The organism is Rhizobium sp. SU303 (assembly GCF_021052345.1).
In the GTDB taxonomy this organism is placed as follows: domain Bacteria; phylum Pseudomonadota; class Alphaproteobacteria; order Rhizobiales; family Rhizobiaceae; genus Rhizobium; species Rhizobium laguerreae.
In genome coordinates this window covers 4,222,505-4,239,906 of the sequence record NZ_CP088095.1, presented here as the reverse complement: position 1 = coordinate 4,239,906, position 17,402 = coordinate 4,222,505, and the positions used below count along the sequence as shown (strand labels likewise).

The window sequence follows — 17,402 nt, the reverse complement described above, 5'->3', positions numbered from 1 at the left end:
TAATTGTTACTAGAGACCGAGGCGTTGTTCGGCAAGGCGGACCCAGTAGGAGATGCCGTGGGCGATGGCTTCGTCGTTGAAGTCGTAGGCCGGGTTGTGAAGGCCGGCGCTGTCGCCGTTGCCGATGAAGATGAAGGCGCCGGGGCGGGCGTTCAGCATGTAGGAGAAATCCTCGCCGCCCATCATCGGATCGATTTCGGCGTTGACGTTGCCTTCGCCGGCGATGGCGCTGGCGGTGGCGACCGCATGCTCGGTCTCATCGGGGTGGTTGACGGTGACGGGATAATTGCGATGGAAGCTGATTTCGGCCTCGGCGCCGTGGGCTGCGACCAGGCCCTCGATGATCTGCCGGAACCGCGTCTCGGCGAGCGTGCGCACCTCGGGGTCGAGGGTGCGGACCGTACCGGCGAAGGTCGCATCGTTCGGAATGACGTTATGGGCGAAACCGGCATTGAACTTGGTCACCGAGACGACGACCGAGCGCAGCGGATCGGCGGTGCGCGAGGCGATCATCTGCAGATTGGCGATGATCTGGGCGCCGATGGCGATCGGGTCGATGGTCTTATGCGGCTGGGCGGCGTGGCCGCCGCGGCCCTTGATGGTGACGGTGAATTCGTCGGTCGCCGCCATGATCGCGCCCTTGCGGGTGGCGAACTGGCCGACAGGCAGGCCCGGCAGATTGTGCATGCCGTAGACCTCTTCGATATCGAAGCGCTCCATCATGCCGTCCTTGACCATCAGATTGCCGCCGCCGCCGCCTTCTTCGGCCGGCTGGAAGATGACCGCGACATTGCCGTTGAAGTTGCGGGTCTCGGCCAGGTATTTCGCGGCGCCAAGCAGCATGGCGGTGTGGCCGTCATGGCCACAGGCATGCATCTTGCCCGGCGTCTTCGAAGCCCAGGGCTTGCCGGTGATTTCGGTGAGCGGCAGGGCGTCCATGTCGGCGCGCAGACCGACCGTGCGACGGCCTTCGCCCTTGCCCTTGATCAGGCCGACGACACCGGTGCGGCCGATGCCGGTGACGATCTCGTCGACGCCGAATTCCTTGAGCTTTTCGGCGACGAAGGCAGCCGTATTTTCCACAGCGAAGAGGAGTTCCGGCCGGGCGTGGATGTGGCGACGCCATTCGGCGACCTCGTCCTGCAACTCCGCGGCTCTGTTCAAAATCGGCATATCGGCTTTCCTGTTATAAAATCTCGACAATCTTTCATCGCATCACAAGGGTGTGAGGCTGTGGAAATTACTTAGTCAATGACCTTTGCCATGTCATAGCCATATAGGCTAAATAGGGGAAGATTTCGAGATTTTCCTGATATCCGAAGGACGAACCGTGTCGACGAGCCACTTCCGTTTGTTTGCTGCCTTGTGGCCGCTTTCTTTCGTGTCAGCGGCGACTGCCGTTTTTCTGGCCTCGGTTCCGATGGCCCATGCCAATCCGCACATTCTCGTCGATGTGCAGACCGGCCGTGTGCTCGAGCATGAAGAAGCCTTCCGCAAATGGTATCCGGCCTCGCTGACCAAGCTGATGACCGTCTATACCGTGTTCGACGCGATCCGCTCCGGTCAGATCAGCCTCGATACGCCCATCGTCATCAGCAAACGCGCCGCCGCGCAGCCGGCCGCCAAGATGTATTTCAAGCCGGGCCAGAAACTGACGCTCGACAGCGCATTGAAGATTCTGCTGGTGAAGTCCGCCAACGATGTGGCGGTCGCGGTCGCCGAAGCCATCGGCGGCACGCAGGAAGGCTTCGTGACGCGGATGAACGGCGAGGCGTTGAAGCTCGGCATGACGGATTCGCACTTCGTCAATCCGAACGGCTTGCCCGGCAAGGGCCAGTATACGACGGCGCGCGACCTTGCGGTGCTGACGGTGGCGCTGCGCCGCGATTTTCCGCAGTATGCCGGTTATTTCGCACTGGAGGGTTTTACCACCGGCCAGCAGAACGTGCCGAGCCTCAACATGCTGATCGGCCGTTTCGCCGGTGCAGACGGCATGAAGACCGGCTTCATCTGCGCTTCGGGCTTCAATCAGATCGGGTCGGCGACGCGCAACGGCCGCACGCTGGTCTCCGTCGTGCTCGGCACCGACAGCCTTGCAGCCCGCGCCGATGCGACGGCGAACCTTTTGCAGAAGGGATTCACCACCCAGCCTGCCAGCAACGACACGCTGGGTTCGCTGAGACCCTATGGGTCGGGGCAGGACCAGGTGACCGACATCAGCGCCGATATCTGCAGCGCCAAGGGCGCCAAGGTACGCAGCGAAACGCGCGACGAAGTCGGCCGCATGAAGGTGCAGTCACCCTATATCCAGCCGATGCACCACGATCCGCAATTCGTCTTTGCCGGCCTCATTCCGGGCCAGGATCCCCAGCCGGCCGCGCAGCCGGAAAAGATGGCGCGCGGCGATACGGCAGGCGCGATCGCCAACGTGCCGGTGCCGATGCCGCGCCCGACATCCTTTTAAGCTTTAAGGTAAAATAACATGAGCGCGCTCAACGACAGGATTCCGGTCACCATCCTGACCGGCTTTCTCGGCGCCGGCAAATCGACGCTGCTCAACCGCATCCTCAAAGACCCTGTCATGAAGGATGCGGCCGTCATCATCAATGAATTCGGCGATGTCGGCATCGACCATCTCCTGGTCGAAAGTTCCGGCGATTCGATTATCGAGCTGTCCGACGGATGCCTCTGCTGCACTGTGCGCGGCGAGCTTGTCGATACGTTGGCGAACCTGATGGACGCCGTGCAGACGGGCCGCGTCAAACCGGTCAAGCGTGTCGTCATCGAGACGACCGGCCTTGCCGATCCGTCGCCGGTCATGCAGGCGATCATGGGCAATCCCGTCATCGCCACGAATTTCGAACTTGACGGCGTCGTTACCGTCGTCGACGCGGTGAATGGGCTGCAGACGCTCGACAATCACGAGGAAGCGCGCAAACAGGCGGCGGTCGCCGACCGGCTGATCGTCTCGAAAAAGTCGATGGCCGAGGCAACGGACGGGCTGGAAAAGCGGCTGCGGGCGCTCAATCCGCGTGCCGTGATGATGGATGCCGATAGCGCCGAGGCGGGCAGTGCCGCGGTGCTGGTCAACGGGCTCTACGATCCGGCGACGAAGATCGCCGATGTCGGCCGCTGGCTGCAGGACGAGGATTCGCACGAAGCGCATCACAATCACGACCACGGTCGTGATGGACATCACGATCATGATGATGATGATCACCACGGTCACCACCATCATGATCATGCGGATCAGGATCCGCACGACGTCAATCGTCACGATGCCTCGATTCGCTCTTTCTCGATCATCGAAGAGAAGCCGATCGATCCGATGGCGCTCGAGATGTTCATCGATCTGCTGCGCTCGGCTCATGGCGAGAAGCTGTTGAGGATGAAGGCGATCGTTTCTCTCTCCGACCGGCCGGATCGGCCGCTGGTGCTGCACGGGGTCCAGAGCATCTTTCATCCGCCGGTGCGGCTTCCGGCCTGGCCGGATCCGACAGACCGGCGCACGCGCATGGTGCTGATCACCCGGGATCTGCCGGAAGCCTTCGTGAAGGATCTCTTCGACGCGTTCCTCGGCAAGCCGCGCATCGACATGCCGGATCGTGCGGCGCTGTCGGACAATCCGCTCGCCATTCCCGGCATGCGGATTTAAACCGTTGATTTGTTGTTTACGCGATCTTCTTCAGGTCTTGCGTTTCAGAATGCTTGACATCCACTTGGCCTGCTGGCCGCTGAGAAGGGTGCGATAGCGCTCCTGGCTTGCCGCCAGATGGGCGCGCATGGCGGCGCGGGCGGCTTCCGCGTCACCGGCAGAAATCGCCTTCAAAATCGCCAAATGCTCGCGCTGCAGGCCTTCCTGATACTCACGCGACAGCGTGCTGTCTGTACCCCAAGGCGAGGCAACGTCGCAGGGGATCGCCCGCATGCCAAGCGCATCAAGAACTTCGACATAATATGAATTATTGGTGGCAGCCGCGATTTCTCGGTGGAAAGCGAAGTCGCTCTTGCCGGTTGCTTCGCCGCGCTTGAGCAGCCGGTCGAATTCGAAGAATGCTTCCTGAATCTGCGCTTCCTGAGCCGCATTGCGCCGTAGCGCAGCAAGCCCTGCGCTCTCGATTTCCAGTCCCATGCGCACCTCGATGATGTTGAGGGCATGGGAAACCTTGTTGCCGACATCGGCGCTGATCGAACCGAAGGCTATCGTCGGATGGTTCTTGACGAAGACGCCGGCGCCTTGCCGCGCCTCGACGAGGCCGTCGGCGGCAAGGGTTGCGATCGCCTCACGGACAACGGTGCGGCTGACGCCGAAGAGTTCACCCATCCGGGTCTCCGTCGGCAGCTTTTGGCCGGGCGCGTACACTCCGGACATGACCTGGGCGCGGATGGCCGAAACGACGCCTTCGGAGAGTTTCGGCCTTCGCTCGACCCTGAAATCTACGGCTGCGTCGGTCGCCATGTCGCACTCCTATTTGAACACGCTCGGCAGCCACAGCGAGATCGCCGGGATGTAAGTGACCAGCCCGAGCACCACGATGCCCGCACCGTAGAACGGCCAGATCGAGCGCATGGCCTCCCAGACCGAGATCTTGCCGACTGCACAAGCCACGAATTGCACCGCGCCGACTGGAGGCGTGTTCAGCCCGATGCCGAAATTCAGGATCATGATCACGCCGAAATGCACCGGGTCGACGCCGTAAGCCTGTGCAACCGGCAGGAAGATCGGCGTGCAGATAATGATGGTCGGCCCCATGTCCATAAAAGTGCCGAGCACAAGCATGAGGACATTGAGCAGGAGCAGCACCGTCAGCGGATCGTCGGCGACGCTCTTCATCCAGATCACCAGCGAGGCAGGCACCTTGAGGAAGGCCATCAACCACGAGAAGGCGGCGGCTGTGCCGATAATCAAAAGCACCATTGCCGTCGTGCGCACGGCGCCCTGCGTGGCGTGAACGAAGTCTCTCCAGCTCATCTGCCGGTAGACCAGGAGGGTTACCAGCAGCGCGTAGAGCACTGCGATGCAAGAGCTTTCCGTCGCCGTGAAGACGCCGGACCTCACCCCGCCGAAGATGATGGCGATCAGCAGCAGCCCGGGGAGTGCGACAGCGAACAAATTTGCCACCATGACGAAGCCCGGAAAGGGCTCCGTCGGATAGCCGCGCGAGCGTGCGACGATGTAGGCGGTCACCATGAGCGCAACCGCGAGCAAAAGTCCGGGCAACACGCCGGCGGTGAACAGGTCGGCGATCGAGATCTTGCCGCCGGCAGAGATCGAATAGATGATCATGTTGTGGGAGGGCGGCAGTAGCAGCGCGATCAGCGCTGCCATTGAAGTGACGTTCACTGCATAATCGGCGCCATAGCCGCGCTGCTTCATCTGCGGGATCATCAGGCCGCCGACGGCTGCGGCTTCTGCCACTGCCGAACCGGAGATGCCGCCGAACAGTGTGGCGGTGACGATGTTGACCTGGCCGAGGCCGCCGCGTACGTGGCCGACCAGGGATGCGGCGAAGGCGACGATTCGGCTGGCGATGCCGCCACGCACCATCAGGTCGCCGGCATAGATGAAGAAGGGGATGGCGAGGAGCGAAAATACGCTCATGCCGGAATTCAGCCGCTGGAAGATGACCAATGGCGGCAGGCCCATGTAGAGCACCGTGGCGAAGCTGGCGACGCCGAGGCAGAAGGCGATTGGCGTGCCTATCAGCATCAGGGTGGTGAAAACACCGAACAGGATCCAGAGTTCCATCGCGCTACACTTTCAATTTGACGTTCGGATCGGCATTGATGTTTTCGATCTCGACGGCGATTTCCGCCGGCAGAATCTCATCCAGCGCATCGTCGATCGGTTCGCCGGCGAGGCGGAGCACGATGCGCTCCAGCGAGAAGATGACGGCAAGCACGCCGCCGCCTACGAGCGGCAGATAGTCGAACGCGCCGGAGATACCCAGCGACGGCAAGGTTGTGTTCCAGGTCAGGCTTATGAGCGCGCCGCCGTACCAGACCATGCCGGCGCCAAAGGCGAGAATGACGACGTCGGAGATCATGCGCAGGACGCGCTTGCCGGATTTCGGCAGCACATAAAGCAGCACGTCGAAACCAAGATGATTGTTCTCCCGGATGCCGACGGCGGCGCCGAGGAAGATGAACCAGCTCATCAGCATGACCGAGCCCGGCTCCGTCCAGCTCGGCGAGTCATTCAGCACATAGCGGCAAAATACCTGCCAGGCGACAAAGACCGTCATCAGCACCAAGCCGGAGCCCGCGAGCCAAAGGGCGGCGTTGCTCAGGCGTGTCAGAAAATTGACGACGGGTGTCAGGTTGTTCGACATAGGGACCTCGTCGAAATTGGGCGCTCACTCTCCCTTGTCGGGAGGAGACGAGAAAGATGTACATGAAACGGTGAACCGGGGTGGAGATAACTTTCCACCCCGATAACCGACGCCGCTTTCCGCGACAAAGAAGGCAGGTTAGGGCTACTGCACAGCCTTTACATCCTCGACCATCTTCTTCAGCACGTCGTCTTTCACGTGCTTTTCATAAACCGGAGCCACGGCGTCGATGAACCCCTGCTTGTCCGGCATGGTGATCTGAGCGCCGAGCTTTTCGACATTGGCGCGCGATTCAGCGACTTTGGCTGACCACAGCTCGCGCTGCTTGGCGACGCTGTCCTTGGCTGCCTGTTTGAAGACCGCCTGATCCTCGGGCGTCAGTTTGTCGAACGCCGCCTTGTTCATGACGAACACTTCCGGCAGGATCGTATGCTCGTCGAGCGAGTAGTTCTTCGCCACTTCGGCGTGCTTGGCGGTATCGTAGCTTGGGAAGTTGTTCTCCGCGCCGTCGATGACGCCCGTTTCGATCGCCGAATAGACCTCTCCATAGGGCATCGGCGTGGCATTGGCGCCGAGTGCCGCCACCATGTCGACGAAGATATCGGACTGGATAACGCGGAACTTCAGACCTTTCATGTCGGCAACCGAATTGATCGGCTTCGTCTTGTTGTAAAACGAGCGCGCGCCGGCATCGTAGAAGGCAAGCACCACAAGACCGGCCGGTTCGAACGCCTTCTTGATCTGGTCGCCGATGGCGCCGTCCATGACCTTGTGCATGTGATCTTCCGAACGGAAAATATAGGGCAGAGCCGGAACGACCGATTCCTTCACAGTGCCGTTGAAGGGCGCCATTGACACACGATTCAGCTCGATGACGCCGGAGCGCACCTGTTCGATCGTGTCTTTCTCCTCGCCGAGTTGGGCGGAATGATACACTTCGAGGGAATAGCGGCCCTGCGTGCGTTCCTTCAACAGCTCACCGAAATATTTGACGCCCTCGACTGTCGGATAGCCGTCCGGATGAGTATCCGACGATTTCAGCACCGTTTGAGCGCTGGCCGCGCCGCTCATGAATGAAGCGGCAACCATAAGACCGGCCGCCAGTTTAATAAAGTTTTTCATGCTCTCCTCCCGTTTTGCATGACGATTAATTCTCAGAGTCGGTATCCCGGCTTTGCGACTAAGAGGAAGGTCCTCTGCGCGCCTCGCCTTCCAGCGATATTTCCACAATCGGGCACTGATGGTCCGGCCCGAAAGGTTGCGCGAGTTGGAAGCTGCTCATCGAGACATACCAACACGGCTCAACGTGCCATCGGGTCCGATGGAGCAGTTGCACACTTCTGCACGCGAACACTGTCGCTCTTTTCGTGGAAACAGAAGACTTGGATCGGTAGCCTCCTCTATTCTTGCCGTTCCTCCGATCGGCTCACTATGGCTAGAACCTGTAAAGTATAATGTCAACATACAAAAGCTGTGTAGTTGTATGATGAATTTTCGCCGCTGCTTGTTCTCCTATGGGGAGCTGCGAAAGCGCGAGCAGGCAAGATCGGGGGAGCGGACGGCAGCGGAAGGTGAAGCCTATCGTACGAACCGTCAGGCTCGTTCAATTACGCTGGTTTTGCCCGACGGTTTGCTGGTCCCATGCTTCGGCAAGATATGCGCCGCAAAGAGCATGGGTCAGATACCTAACCGCGTGGGGCTTTTAGATCTGCTTACTGGTTTGGGAGACGCGCTTCAGCGCTTGCGGATCAGGAAACGGTGGCCGCTTTCGGTCTTTTCCGTTTCGACCAGCTCGTGGCCGTCCTCATTGCAGAAGTGCGGCATATCGATCACAGCCAGCGGATCGGTGGTGTCGACGCGAATAAGCATGCCGCTCGCCATGGCGGCGAGCTTCTTGCGTGTCTTGATCACGGGGAGTGGGCATTTCAGGCCGCGAAGATCGTAGAGAACGGGGTTCAATCCGTTCAGTTCCTCGCCCAGAATTTCCAAAACGGCTTCTTTGCCGTGGCGTCCGCCGTTTCCTGCGGTTCGGGCGCGGTAAAAGCCAGCGGATTCTGCATCGGCACCGGCACGACTGCGGGCGTCGCGGCAGCGACGGCCGTTGCCTGCGGCTGGGCAGGTGCTGCAGGCGTGGCGCCCGGCGCGGTCTTGGCGGCTAGGCCCTGCGCGGTGCGCTTGGCCATCAGGTCTTCGAGTTCGGCGACCTTGACCATGCGGCCGGCTTCCAGCGACGTGCCGGTCGGGGCGTAAGCAAGTTCGCGGCCCTTGCGCAGCTTGGCGACCACGGCCTTGCGCTCGGCTTCCGTGGGATCGTACCAGGCCATGCCGTCAAATTTGCTCATCGCCTTGGCATAATCGGCATCATAGGTCTTGCCGTAGGAGGCGAGGGCGGCCGTCAGTGCCGGCGGCGTCGACATAACAGGGCATTTGCCGGCGGCATTGAAGGCGCCGCCGTCGGTTGCCTGCTGATTGAAGACGTATTTCTTCTCGCAGACATTCACCTCAGGCGGGCGCTTCGTCACTTCGAAATTGTCGTAGCCGACCTTCAGCATCTTCCAGAAGTCGTAATTGCTGTCGAGGCGATGCTTGACCATGTTTTCCGCCGTCATGCGGAAGGGGAAAGCCTGCAACTGCACCGTCGCCTGGCCGCCCTTGAAAGCGTCGCGGGCAAAAGCGTAGATCTCCAGCACCTGCTGGTCGGTCATCGAATAGCAGCCGGAAGACGAGCAGGCGCCGTGGATCATCAGATCGGAGCCGGTACGGCCGTTCGCCGCGTCGTAGCGGTTCGGGAAGCCGGTGTTGATCGCCAGATAATATTTGGAATTGGGGTTCAGGTTGGCGCGTGTCAGGTCGTAGAAACCTTCCGGCGCCTGCCGGTCGCCGGTCTTTACCTTCGGGCCGAGACGGCCGGACCAGGCGCAGATCTTGTAATCGGCGATCTTGTCGAAACGGTTGTCGGTCTTCGCCTTCCAGATCTCCATGGCACCTTCTTCCTTGAAGATGCGGATCATGATCGGCGAATTGCGGTCCATGCCCTTGGCGGACATCTGCGCGAGGATATGGCTGGGAAGCGGCTGCTCGACCTTGTTCTTGACCTTGGAAAGATCGACCTGCGCGGTTTCCAACGCATCATTGCAGCCGGACAGAGCCAGCGCCATGAGGGAAATATAGGCAAAATGACGTATGCGCATCCCAACTAGCCCATAAAGATAATGCGACCCGGTCCGCCCATCGAGTCCGGGCATCAAACGGAATCATAGACGGTTTATACTTTACAAGTCCTTACCAGCCTATGACGTGCCTGGAACATCCCCGCAAGCGCGAATGCTACAGATAACATCAATGTGGCCAAGATTTGGCCCCAATCGGCGAAGAGCCGAATGTCCGTTAGAGATTGCGGCCCATGGCGAGGAATTTCTGGCGGCGGTCGTTGCGTAGCTGCTCGCCCGAGCGGGGTGCCATTTCGGCCAGAGCACTGGCGATCACGTCACCGGTTGCTGCTATCACGCTGTCGGGATCGCGATGCGCGCCGCCGAGCGGCTCGGAAATGATGCCGTCGATGACGCCGAGCGATTTCAGGTCCTCGGCGGTGATTTTCATGTTGGTCGCCGCTTCCCGGGCGCGGGTGGAATCGCGCCAGAGGATGGAGGCGGCCCCTTCCGGCGAGATGACGCTGTAGATCGAATGCTCGAGCATGTAGACCTTGTTGCCGGTGGCGATGGCGATGGCGCCGCCCGAGCCGCCTTCGCCGATGACGACGGAAACGAGGGGAACCTTGACGCCGAGGCACATTTCCGTCGAGCGGGCGATCGCCTCGGCCTGGCCGCGCTCTTCGGCGCCGACGCCGGGATAGGCGCCTGCCGTATCCACCAGCGAAATCACCGGCAGGCCGAAACGATCGGCCATTTCAAGAATGCGGATCGCCTTGCGATAGCCTTCCGGGCGGGGGCTGCCGAAATTGTGCTTGAGGCGGCTCTTGGTGTCGTTGCCCTTTTCCTGGCCGATGACGGCGACGGGCTGGCCACGGAAACGGGCAAGGCCCGCCTGGATCGCGGCATCCTCGGAAAATTTGCGGTCGCCGGCAAGCGGCGTGAATTCCTGGAACAGCGTCTTGGCGTAATCGACGAAATGCGGGCGCTGCGGATGGCGGGCGACCTGCGTCTTCTGCCAGGGATTGAGCTTGGAATAGATTTCGACGATCGCGTCGCGGACGCGAACCTCCAGCCTGCCGATCTCATCGGTGGTGTCGATGCTCTCGTCTTCCGTTGCGAGCTTCTTCAGCTCGATGATCTTGCCTTCGAGGTCGGAGATCGGCTTTTCGAAGTCGAGATAATTGTGCATGAGGTGCGTTTCCGTTCCTTGTGCCCGGGGCGTTTTCCTGGCTCCGCCCCTTGTCGCCGGTCCTATTCGTGCTTTTTCGCCTGTTTGGCAAGGGGGTGATGCGTCTGGACAAGCTGCTGCAGCCTCTCTTCGAGGACATGCGTGTAGATCTGTGTGGTCGAAATGTCCGAATGGCCGAGGAGTTCCTGTACGACGCGCAGATCGGCGCCGTTGGCCAGCAGGTGGCTGGCGAAGGCGTGGCGCATGACATGCGGCGAGATCAGCGACGGCGTCAGGCCGGCGCGGATCGCCAGGTTCTTGAGGTCGCGGGCAAAAACCTGGCGCGGCAGGTATCCTTCTTTCGAGACGGAGGGAAACAGCCAGGGGCTTTCCTGCGGCTCCTTCGCCGCTGCATTTTCGGCCGCCAGCAGGCGCCCGTAGGATTTCAGGGCTGATATCGCCGATTGCGACAGCGGCACTAGCCGTTCCTTGTTGCCCTTGCCGCGGATCATCAGGAAACGGCCTTCCTGATCGAGCACGCGGGCTGGAAGCGAGACGAGTTCGCTGACCCGCATTCCGGTGGCATAGAGCAGTTCCAGCAGTGCCAGCATGCGCAGGCGCTGCAGCTGGCCCGGGCTTGCATCCTCCGCCTCGGCCTCTGCCTGCGAAAGCAGCCTGCCGACCTCTTCGACGCCCATCGTCTTCGGCAGCGGACGGCCCTTCTTCGGCGCGTCGAGTATGCCGGTGGGGTCGTCGGTCCTCAGTCCCTCGGCGTAGAGGAACTTGTAGAATTGCCGCATGGCGGCAAGCCGGCGCGCCTGGGACGAGGGTTTGAAGCCCTTTCGGGCGAGCGAGGAGAGATAGGCGGCGAGATCGGCGGAGGCGGCTTCGGTGAGCCGTATGCTGCGCTCCTTCAGGAAGGTGCGGACGTCGTCGAGATCGCGTTCATAGGATTGCAGCGTATTGGCGGCAGCACCCCGCTCGGCGCTCATCATCTCCAGGAAGGATTCCACATGGACGCGGCCGAGATCCACCATGCCGGTCACTTCCTGGTCGGGTCGATTGCGCCCGTGGCGGGCGGATTGACCCTCTCGGACGGAATGCGGATCGTCACGTCGCGCTGCTGCGGCTCCACGAAGGTCACAAGCGCCAGCATCGCTCCGTAGACCGTCCCGGCGAGGATCGCGCAGACGAACAGGAAACGGAACAGGGTCGGCATCAGGTAACTCCTTCATGCTCGCTTCTGTTATAAGAAGCCTATCTGCAAGTGCAAGAAGCGGTATTCAAGCCATGATTCCCTTGCCTGCGACTTGACGCTACACCTGCATTTGTCGATACGGTTTGCAAACAAAGTGTGAATGGACCGATGAGTGAACCACTGCTGACCGTTGCTGACAGCTTGAAAGACAGAGCTCGCGCCGCGCTCGGTTCACGCAATCTCATCCTTGTCGGCCTGATGGGCGCCGGCAAATCCTCTGTCGGGCGCATCGTCGCCAGCCAGCTCGCCATTCCCTTCATCGACAGCGATCTCGAGATCGAGCGGGTGTCGCGCATGACGATCGCCGAGCTTTTCGCCGCCTATGGCGAGCAGGAGTTCCGGGCGCTGGAAGCGCGGGTGATCAAGCGGCTGCTGAAGAGCGGGCCGCGTGTCGTGTCCACCGGAGGCGGCGCCTTCGTCAACGACCGGACGCGCAAACATATCAAGAAGGGCGGCCTTTCCGTCTGGCTGAAGGCCGATCTCGACGTGCTCTGGGACCGGGTCGCCAAGCGCGACACGCGGCCGCTGCTCAAGACCGAAAATCCGAAGCAGACGCTCGAGGGCCTGATGAATGCGCGTTATCCGATCTATGCGCAGGCCGATCTCACGGTGCTTTCGCGCGACGTCCGCAAGGAAATCATGGCCGACGAAGTCTTAAAGGCCTTGATCGAAGCTCAGAAGGAAAGTGCAGCGTCATGAATGCGATAACCTCCGCCTCCGCCATCCGGACGGTGCATGTGCCGCTCGGCGAGCGCGCCTACGACATCCTGATCGGGCCGGGGCTGATTGTGCGGGCCGGCGCCGAGATCGCCTCTCGCCTCAAGGGCCGCAAGGCGGCAGTTATCACCGACGAAAATGTCGCGCCGCTCTATCTCAAAGCTCTCGTCGCAAGTCTGGATGAAGCGGGTATCGCCTCGGCTGAGGTCGTCCTGCCGGCCGGCGAGAAGACCAAGAGTTTCGAACATCTGATGACGGCCTGCGACAAGGTGCTGGAGGCGCGCGTCGAGCGTAACGATTACGTCATCGCGCTCGGTGGCGGGGTCATCGGCGATCTTTCGGGATTTGCGGCCGGCATCGTCCGCCGCGGCGTGCGCTTCGTGCAGGTACCGACCTCGCTGCTGTCGCAGGTCGATTCCTCCGTCGGCGGCAAGACCGGGATCAACTCCCGCCACGGCAAGAATCTAATCGGCGTCTTCCATCAGCCGGACTTGGTTCTGGCCGATACGGATGTGCTGAATTCGTTGAGCGCGCGCGAATTTCGCGCAGGTTACGCCGAGGTCGCGAAATACGGGCTGATCGACAAGCCGGATTTCTTTGCCTGGCTGGAAGCGAACTGGAAGGCGGTTTTTGCAGGCGGCTCCGCGCGCATCGAGGCGATTGCCGCAAGCTGCCAGGCAAAGGCCGATGTCGTCGTTGCCGACGAGCGTGAGAATGGTCCGCGGGCGCTGCTCAATCTCGGCCATACCTTCGGCCACGCACTGGAAGCGGCGACCGCCTATGACAGCTCCCGCCTCGTGCATGGCGAGGGCGTTTCGATCGGCATGGTGCTGGCGCATGAATTCTCCGCACGGATGAACCTTGCAAGCCCCGACGATGCGCGGCGCGTCGAGCGGCATCTGAAGGAGGTCGGCCTGCCGACCCGCATGTCCGACATTCCGGGCGAGCTGCCGCCGGCCGAAACGCTGATGGACGCGATCGCCCAGGACAAGAAGGTCAAGAGCGGCAAGCTCACCTTCATCCTGACGCGCGGCATCGGCCAGTCCTTCGTCGCCGACGACGTTCCGGCGTCCGAAGTGATCAGCTTTCTTCAGGAAAAACGCGCCTGATGTCGGTCGAGGGCGCTCTGGCATTTCTTTCGACATATTGGCCGGAGATCCTTTCGATCACGGCGCTGGTGCTCATGTCCGCCTTCTTTTCCGGCTCCGAGACCGCGCTGACCGCCGTTTCGCGCAGCCGTATTCATACGCTCGAGGTCAACGGCGACGAACGTGCCGGCTTCGTCCGGCAGTTGATCGAGCGGCGCGACCGGCTGATCGGCGCGCTGCTCATTGGCAACAATCTCGCCAATATCCTGTCCTCCTCGATCGCCACCAGCCTCTTCCTCGGGCTGTTCGGCAGTTCCGGCGTGGCGCTGGCGACGCTTGCGATGACCGTCATTCTGGTCATCTTCGCCGAAGTGCTGCCGAAGAGCTGGGCGATTTCGGCGCCTGAGCGCTTCGCACTCGCCATCGCGCTGCCGGCCAAGCTCTTCGTCGCCGTCGTCGGCCCGGTTTCCTCCTTCGTCAATGCAATCGTGCGGCAGATTCTTTCGCTGTTCGGCATCAATCTCTCACGCGAGACATCGATGCTGACGGCGCATGAAGAGCTGCGCGGCGCCGTCGATCTGCTGCACCGCGAGGGATCGGTGGTGAAGGCCGACCGTGACCGCCTCGGCGGCATACTCGATCTTAGCGAGCTCGAACTCTCCGACATCATGGTCCACCGCACCGCGATGCGGGCGATCAACGCCGACGATGCGCCGGAAGCGGTGGTGCGCGTCATCCTCGAAAGCCCCTATACGCGTATGCCGTTGTGGCGCGGCACGATCGACAACATCATCGGCGTCGTCCATGCCAAGGATCTGCTGCGGGCGCTCGCCGAGCCGAACATGGAGCCGCAGAACCTCGATATCGTGAAGATCGCGCAGAAGCCGTGGTTCGTGCCCGACAGCACCAACCTCGAGGACCAGCTCAACGCCTTCCTGCGGCGCAAGCAGCATTTCGCCGTCGTCGTCGACGAATATGGCGAAGTGCAAGGCATCGTCACGCTGGAGGATATTCTCGAGGAAATCGTCGGCGACATCTCCGACGAGCACGATATCGAAATACAGGGCGTGCGCCAGGAGGCCGACGGTTCCGTCGTCGTTGATGGCGGCGTGCCGATCCGCGACCTGAACCGCGCGCTCGACTGGAACCTGCCGGACGAGGAGGCGACGACGATCGCCGGGCTCGTCATCCACGAATCGATGACCATCCCGGAAGAGCGCCAGGCCTTCACCTTCTACGGCAAGCGTTTCGTCGTCATGAAGCGGGAGAAGAACCGCATCACCAAGCTGCGCATCCGCCCGGCCGGGGAAGACGGCGCAAAGCCAGCCTGATTCGGCTTGGGTTTTAGGCGGCGAATATCCATATAGGCTTCGGTGCCGCTACCAGCGGGTCGGTTCATCTGGTGCAGCCGGTTCGACAGCCAGCGCATGCAGGCCGGCATCAAGCTCCGGTTTCAACAGGTCGGTGATCGCCCGGTGGCGCGCCAGCCGCGACATGCCGGCGAATTTTCCGGAAACGATCCTCACCCGCATATGGGTTTCGCCGGTGCCGGTGATATCAGGCTGGTGGCCGGCATGCAGATGGCTTTCGTCGATGACGCTCAGGCGTTCGGGCGCGAAGGCTTTGACAAGTTTTTCTTCGATGCGGGTTCGCAGGGTCATCATCCGGTCTTGCTGGTTCGCGAAAAGGGTTCCTACCAAGCCTGCAACATTCCCGTTTGTCAATTCTTGTTGTCGCTTCGCGACAGCCCCATAATTAGCGCCGTCATGAGACTTGATTCCAAATATTTCGATCGCATCCGAACACGCCGCAAACGCGAGCCGGAGACAGAGCAGGCGCCGCCTACCTGTCAATGGGACGGGTGCGACAAGAAGGGGGCGCATCGCGCTCCCGTCGGCCGCAATGCGGAAGGCCAGTTCTTCTTGTTCTGCTTCGAGCACGTCAAGGAATACAACAAGGGCTACAATTATTTCTCCGGTCTTTCGGACGGCGAGATCGCGCGTTATCAGAAAGAGGCGATCACCGGTCATCGGCCGACATGGACGGTCGGCGTCAACAAGGCGGCGAAGGACAGTCCGCTGCATTCGGAGATCCGCTCCGGCGCCTATACCCGCGTTCGCGATCCCTTCGGCTTCGTCAAGGAAGGCGGCAAAGGCAGCGGACCGCGTTTTCCCCAGGCGCGCAAGCTGAAATCGCTGGAAACCAAGGCCTTCGAAACGATGGGCCTCGACGCCAATGCGACATCGGCGGAGATCAAGAGCCGCTACAAGGAACTGGTGAAGAAACACCATCCGGATGCCAATGGCGGCGACCGCGGCTCGGAGGAGCGTTTCCGTGCTGTCATCCAGGCCTATCAATTGTTGAAGCAGAACGGTTTTTGTTAATTCCCGTCCTTGCTCTTGGGCTTCAATCGGGTATGGTCCCAATCGGCTGAGGCCGCAGGCAAACGCGGCTCATATTTGTGCGTTTTCCCGACATCGCCTCCGCCGACCTTCCGGACGCGGCGTTTCTTGTCCGGGACTCTTTCAAGAATGCTCGCACGCGGTCATTATCCCGCCGAGGTTTCGTTTCAGTCCCGGAGAAGTATCGCCGACGTTCCGACCTGGACGGGCGCGGAATAAAAAACGCGGCGTCTGGGTTGCGACATGGCCTGAGACAGTATGGCCGGGTGGTATCACCCGCCTTGGAGACATGATGAGCAAGATCGACCTGGATATATCAGAACTGCCCGATACCACCGTTTCGGTTCGCGAGGCCTTCGGCATCGATTCCGACATCCGCGTTCCCGCCTACAGCAAGGGCGACGCCTATGTGCCGGATCTCGATACCGACTACCTGTTCGACCGCGACACGACGCTCGCCATTCTCGCAGGCTTCGCCCATAACCGCCGCGTGATGATTTCCGGCTATCACGGCACGGGCAAATCCTCGCATATCGAGCAGGTGGCGGCGCGCCTCAACTGGCCCTGCGTGCGCATCAACCTCGACAGCCATGTCAGCCGTATCGATCTCGTCGGCAAGGATGCGATCGTCGTCAAGGACGGGCTGCAGGTCACCGAATTCAAGGACGGCATCCTGCCCTGGGCCTATCAGCACAATGTTGCGCTCGTTTTCGACGAATATGACGCCGGCCGTCCCGATGTGATGTTCGTCATCCAGCGCGTGCTTGAATCCTCCGGCCGCCTGACGCTGCTCGACCAGAGCCGCGTCATTCGGCCGCACCCGGCCTTCCGTCTGTTTGCGACTGCGAACACGATCGGCCTCGGTGACACGACCGGCCTCTATCACGGCACGCAGCAGATCAACCAGGCGCAGATGGACCGCTGGTCGATCGTCACCACGCTGAACTACCTGCCGCATGATCATGAAGTGAATATCGTCTCCGCCAAGGTGAAGAGCTTCGGCAAGGACAAGGGCGGCCGCGAGACCGTGTCGAAGATGGTGCGCGTCGCCGACCTGACGCGCGCTGCCTTCATGAACGGTGATCTGTCCACAGTCATGAGCCCGCGCACGGTCATCACCTGGGCCGAAAACGCCGAGATCTTCGGCGATCTCGCCTTCGCCTTCCGCGTCACATTCCTCAACAAGTGCGACGAGCTGGAGCGTCCGCTGGTCGCCGAGCACTATCAGCGGGCCTTCGGCGTCGAGCTGAAGGAAAGTGCCGCCAATATCGTTCTCGGAGCTTGA

General features: G+C 61.2%; 18 protein-coding genes. 7 read left to right on the top strand and 11 right to left on the bottom strand.

Annotated features, from left to right (window positions below; translation table 11 throughout):
• Positions 1 to 9: 9 nt before the first annotated feature.
• Positions 10 to 1,173 carry a M20 aminoacylase family protein gene (locus RlegSU303_RS20920; protein ID WP_131619931.1) on the bottom strand — a complete coding sequence of 388 codons (1,164 nt, stop codon included), beginning with the start codon at positions 1,171 to 1,173 and terminating at the stop codon, positions 10 to 12.
• Positions 1,174 to 1,330: 157 nt separating this feature from the next.
• Here RlegSU303_RS20920 and RlegSU303_RS20915 point away from each other — a divergent pair, with 157 nt between their 5' ends.
• Positions 1,331 to 2,464: a D-alanyl-D-alanine carboxypeptidase family protein gene (locus RlegSU303_RS20915; RefSeq protein ID WP_131720013.1), complete on the top strand. Its 1,134-nt coding sequence runs from the start codon at positions 1,331 to 1,333 to the stop codon at positions 2,462 to 2,464.
• Positions 2,465 to 2,482: 18 nt separating this feature from the next.
• Entirely contained in the window at positions 2,483 to 3,655 is a 1,173-nt protein-coding gene (locus RlegSU303_RS20910) for a CobW family GTP-binding protein (RefSeq protein ID WP_131720014.1), read from the top strand.
• A 30-nt stretch (positions 3,656 to 3,685) separates the two neighbouring features.
• Here the strand turns inward: RlegSU303_RS20910 and RlegSU303_RS20905 are convergent, their stop codons facing one another.
• The 9 genes from RlegSU303_RS20905 to RlegSU303_RS20865 form a co-directional block, all read right to left on the bottom strand.
• Positions 3,686 to 4,459, bottom strand: coding sequence for a FadR/GntR family transcriptional regulator (locus RlegSU303_RS20905; protein WP_131720015.1), 774 nt, complete (start codon positions 4,457 to 4,459; stop codon positions 3,686 to 3,688).
• Between the two features lie 9 nt (positions 4,460 to 4,468).
• The gene (locus tag RlegSU303_RS20900) at positions 4,469 to 5,749 is read right to left on the bottom strand and encodes a TRAP transporter large permease (RefSeq protein WP_065281453.1); all 1,281 of its coding nucleotides are present in this window, start codon (positions 5,747 to 5,749) and stop codon (positions 4,469 to 4,471) included.
• A 4-nt stretch (positions 5,750 to 5,753) separates the two neighbouring features.
• Positions 5,754 to 6,332, bottom strand: coding sequence for a TRAP transporter small permease (locus RlegSU303_RS20895; RefSeq protein WP_131720016.1), 579 nt, complete (start codon positions 6,330 to 6,332; stop codon positions 5,754 to 5,756).
• A gap of 144 nt (positions 6,333 to 6,476) precedes the next feature.
• Positions 6,477 to 7,454 carry a TRAP transporter substrate-binding protein gene (locus tag RlegSU303_RS20890; protein WP_131720017.1) on the bottom strand — a complete coding sequence of 326 codons (978 nt, stop codon included), beginning with the start codon at positions 7,452 to 7,454 and terminating at the stop codon, positions 6,477 to 6,479.
• A 612-nt stretch (positions 7,455 to 8,066) separates the two neighbouring features.
• Positions 8,067 to 8,291, bottom strand: a complete 225-nt coding sequence (locus RlegSU303_RS20885; RefSeq protein WP_026158909.1) for a sulfurtransferase TusA family protein — start codon at positions 8,289 to 8,291, stop codon at positions 8,067 to 8,069.
• 5 nt (positions 8,292 to 8,296) lie between these two features.
• Positions 8,297 to 9,523, bottom strand: coding sequence for a L,D-transpeptidase family protein (locus RlegSU303_RS20880; RefSeq protein ID WP_017962321.1), 1,227 nt, complete (start codon positions 9,521 to 9,523; stop codon positions 8,297 to 8,299).
• Positions 9,524 to 9,719: 196 nt separating this feature from the next.
• Positions 9,720 to 10,673, bottom strand: a complete 954-nt coding sequence (locus tag RlegSU303_RS20875; protein WP_077977783.1) for an acetyl-CoA carboxylase carboxyltransferase subunit alpha — start codon at positions 10,671 to 10,673, stop codon at positions 9,720 to 9,722.
• A 62-nt stretch (positions 10,674 to 10,735) separates the two neighbouring features.
• On the bottom strand, positions 10,736 to 11,689 hold the full coding sequence (gene xerD / locus RlegSU303_RS20870) for a site-specific tyrosine recombinase XerD (RefSeq protein ID WP_017962319.1): 954 nt from the start codon (positions 11,687 to 11,689) through the stop codon (positions 10,736 to 10,738).
• 5 nt (positions 11,690 to 11,694) lie between these two features.
• Positions 11,695 to 11,871 (bottom strand): hypothetical protein, encoded by a 177-nt coding sequence (locus RlegSU303_RS20865; RefSeq protein ID WP_231283307.1) that lies wholly within the window; start codon positions 11,869 to 11,871, stop codon positions 11,695 to 11,697.
• A gap of 147 nt (positions 11,872 to 12,018) precedes the next feature.
• On the opposite strand from RlegSU303_RS20865, the gene RlegSU303_RS20860 reads away from it, so the two are divergent.
• The 3 genes from RlegSU303_RS20860 to RlegSU303_RS20850 are packed head-to-tail and all read left to right on the top strand — an operon-like array spanning position 12,019 to position 15,046.
• Complete coding sequence (locus tag RlegSU303_RS20860; RefSeq protein WP_094087305.1) at positions 12,019 to 12,609, top strand: shikimate kinase; 591 nt, start codon at positions 12,019 to 12,021, stop codon at positions 12,607 to 12,609.
• Positions 12,606 to 13,736, top strand: a complete 1,131-nt coding sequence (gene aroB, locus RlegSU303_RS20855) for a 3-dehydroquinate synthase (protein WP_231283306.1) — start codon at positions 12,606 to 12,608, stop codon at positions 13,734 to 13,736. The genes RlegSU303_RS20860 and aroB overlap by 4 nt, the downstream gene beginning before the upstream one ends.
• Complete coding sequence (locus tag RlegSU303_RS20850) at positions 13,736 to 15,046, top strand: HlyC/CorC family transporter (protein WP_017962316.1); 1,311 nt, start codon at positions 13,736 to 13,738, stop codon at positions 15,044 to 15,046. The genes aroB and RlegSU303_RS20850 overlap by 1 nt, the downstream gene beginning before the upstream one ends.
• A 48-nt stretch (positions 15,047 to 15,094) precedes the next feature.
• Here RlegSU303_RS20850 and RlegSU303_RS20845 read toward each other — a convergent pair whose 3' ends face one another.
• On the bottom strand, positions 15,095 to 15,379 hold the full coding sequence (locus RlegSU303_RS20845) for a BolA family protein (RefSeq protein ID WP_017962315.1): 285 nt from the start codon (positions 15,377 to 15,379) through the stop codon (positions 15,095 to 15,097).
• A gap of 102 nt (positions 15,380 to 15,481) precedes the next feature.
• On the opposite strand from RlegSU303_RS20845, the gene RlegSU303_RS20840 reads away from it, so the two are divergent.
• Both RlegSU303_RS20840 and cobS read left to right on the top strand, forming a co-directional pair.
• Positions 15,482 to 16,099, top strand: a complete 618-nt coding sequence (locus RlegSU303_RS20840; RefSeq protein WP_011653732.1) for a J domain-containing protein — start codon at positions 15,482 to 15,484, stop codon at positions 16,097 to 16,099.
• A gap of 310 nt (positions 16,100 to 16,409) precedes the next feature.
• On the top strand, positions 16,410 to 17,402 hold the full coding sequence (gene cobS, locus RlegSU303_RS20835; RefSeq protein WP_003543345.1) for a cobaltochelatase subunit CobS: 993 nt from the start codon (positions 16,410 to 16,412) through the stop codon (positions 17,400 to 17,402).

Bases quoted from the DNA above. Each gene is read 5' to 3' on its own strand.
- RlegSU303_RS20920 (WP_131619931.1), bottom strand. From the start codon at position 1,173: ATGCCGATTTTGAACAGAGCCGCGGAGTTGCAGGACGAGGTCGCCGAA.
- RlegSU303_RS20910 (WP_131720014.1), top strand. From the start codon at position 2,483: ATGAGCGCGCTCAACGACAGGATTCCGGTCACCATCCTGACCGGCTTT.
- RlegSU303_RS20905 (WP_131720015.1), bottom strand. From the start codon at position 4,459: ATGGCGACCGACGCAGCCGTAGATTTCAGGGTCGAGCGAAGGCCGAAA.
- RlegSU303_RS20900 (WP_065281453.1), bottom strand. From the start codon at position 5,749: ATGGAACTCTGGATCCTGTTCGGTGTTTTCACCACCCTGATGCTGATA.
- RlegSU303_RS20895 (WP_131720016.1), bottom strand. From the start codon at position 6,332: ATGTCGAACAACCTGACACCCGTCGTCAATTTTCTGACACGCCTGAGC.
- RlegSU303_RS20890 (WP_131720017.1), bottom strand. From the start codon at position 7,454: ATGAAAAACTTTATTAAACTGGCGGCCGGTCTTATGGTTGCCGCTTCA.
- RlegSU303_RS20880 (WP_017962321.1), bottom strand. From the start codon at position 9,523: ATGCGCATACGTCATTTTGCCTATATTTCCCTCATGGCGCTGGCTCTG.
- RlegSU303_RS20875 (WP_077977783.1), bottom strand. From the start codon at position 10,673: ATGCACAATTATCTCGACTTCGAAAAGCCGATCTCCGACCTCGAAGGC.
- xerD (WP_017962319.1), bottom strand. From the start codon at position 11,689: ATGGTGGATCTCGGCCGCGTCCATGTGGAATCCTTCCTGGAGATGATG.
- RlegSU303_RS20865 (WP_231283307.1), bottom strand. From the start codon at position 11,871: ATGCCGACCCTGTTCCGTTTCCTGTTCGTCTGCGCGATCCTCGCCGGG.
- RlegSU303_RS20860 (WP_094087305.1), top strand. From the start codon at position 12,019: ATGAGTGAACCACTGCTGACCGTTGCTGACAGCTTGAAAGACAGAGCT.
- aroB (WP_231283306.1), top strand. From the start codon at position 12,606: ATGAATGCGATAACCTCCGCCTCCGCCATCCGGACGGTGCATGTGCCG.
- RlegSU303_RS20850 (WP_017962316.1), top strand. From the start codon at position 13,736: ATGTCGGTCGAGGGCGCTCTGGCATTTCTTTCGACATATTGGCCGGAG.
- RlegSU303_RS20845 (WP_017962315.1), bottom strand. From the start codon at position 15,379: ATGATGACCCTGCGAACCCGCATCGAAGAAAAACTTGTCAAAGCCTTC.
- RlegSU303_RS20840 (WP_011653732.1), top strand. From the start codon at position 15,482: ATGAGACTTGATTCCAAATATTTCGATCGCATCCGAACACGCCGCAAA.
- cobS (WP_003543345.1), top strand. From the start codon at position 16,410: ATGAGCAAGATCGACCTGGATATATCAGAACTGCCCGATACCACCGTT.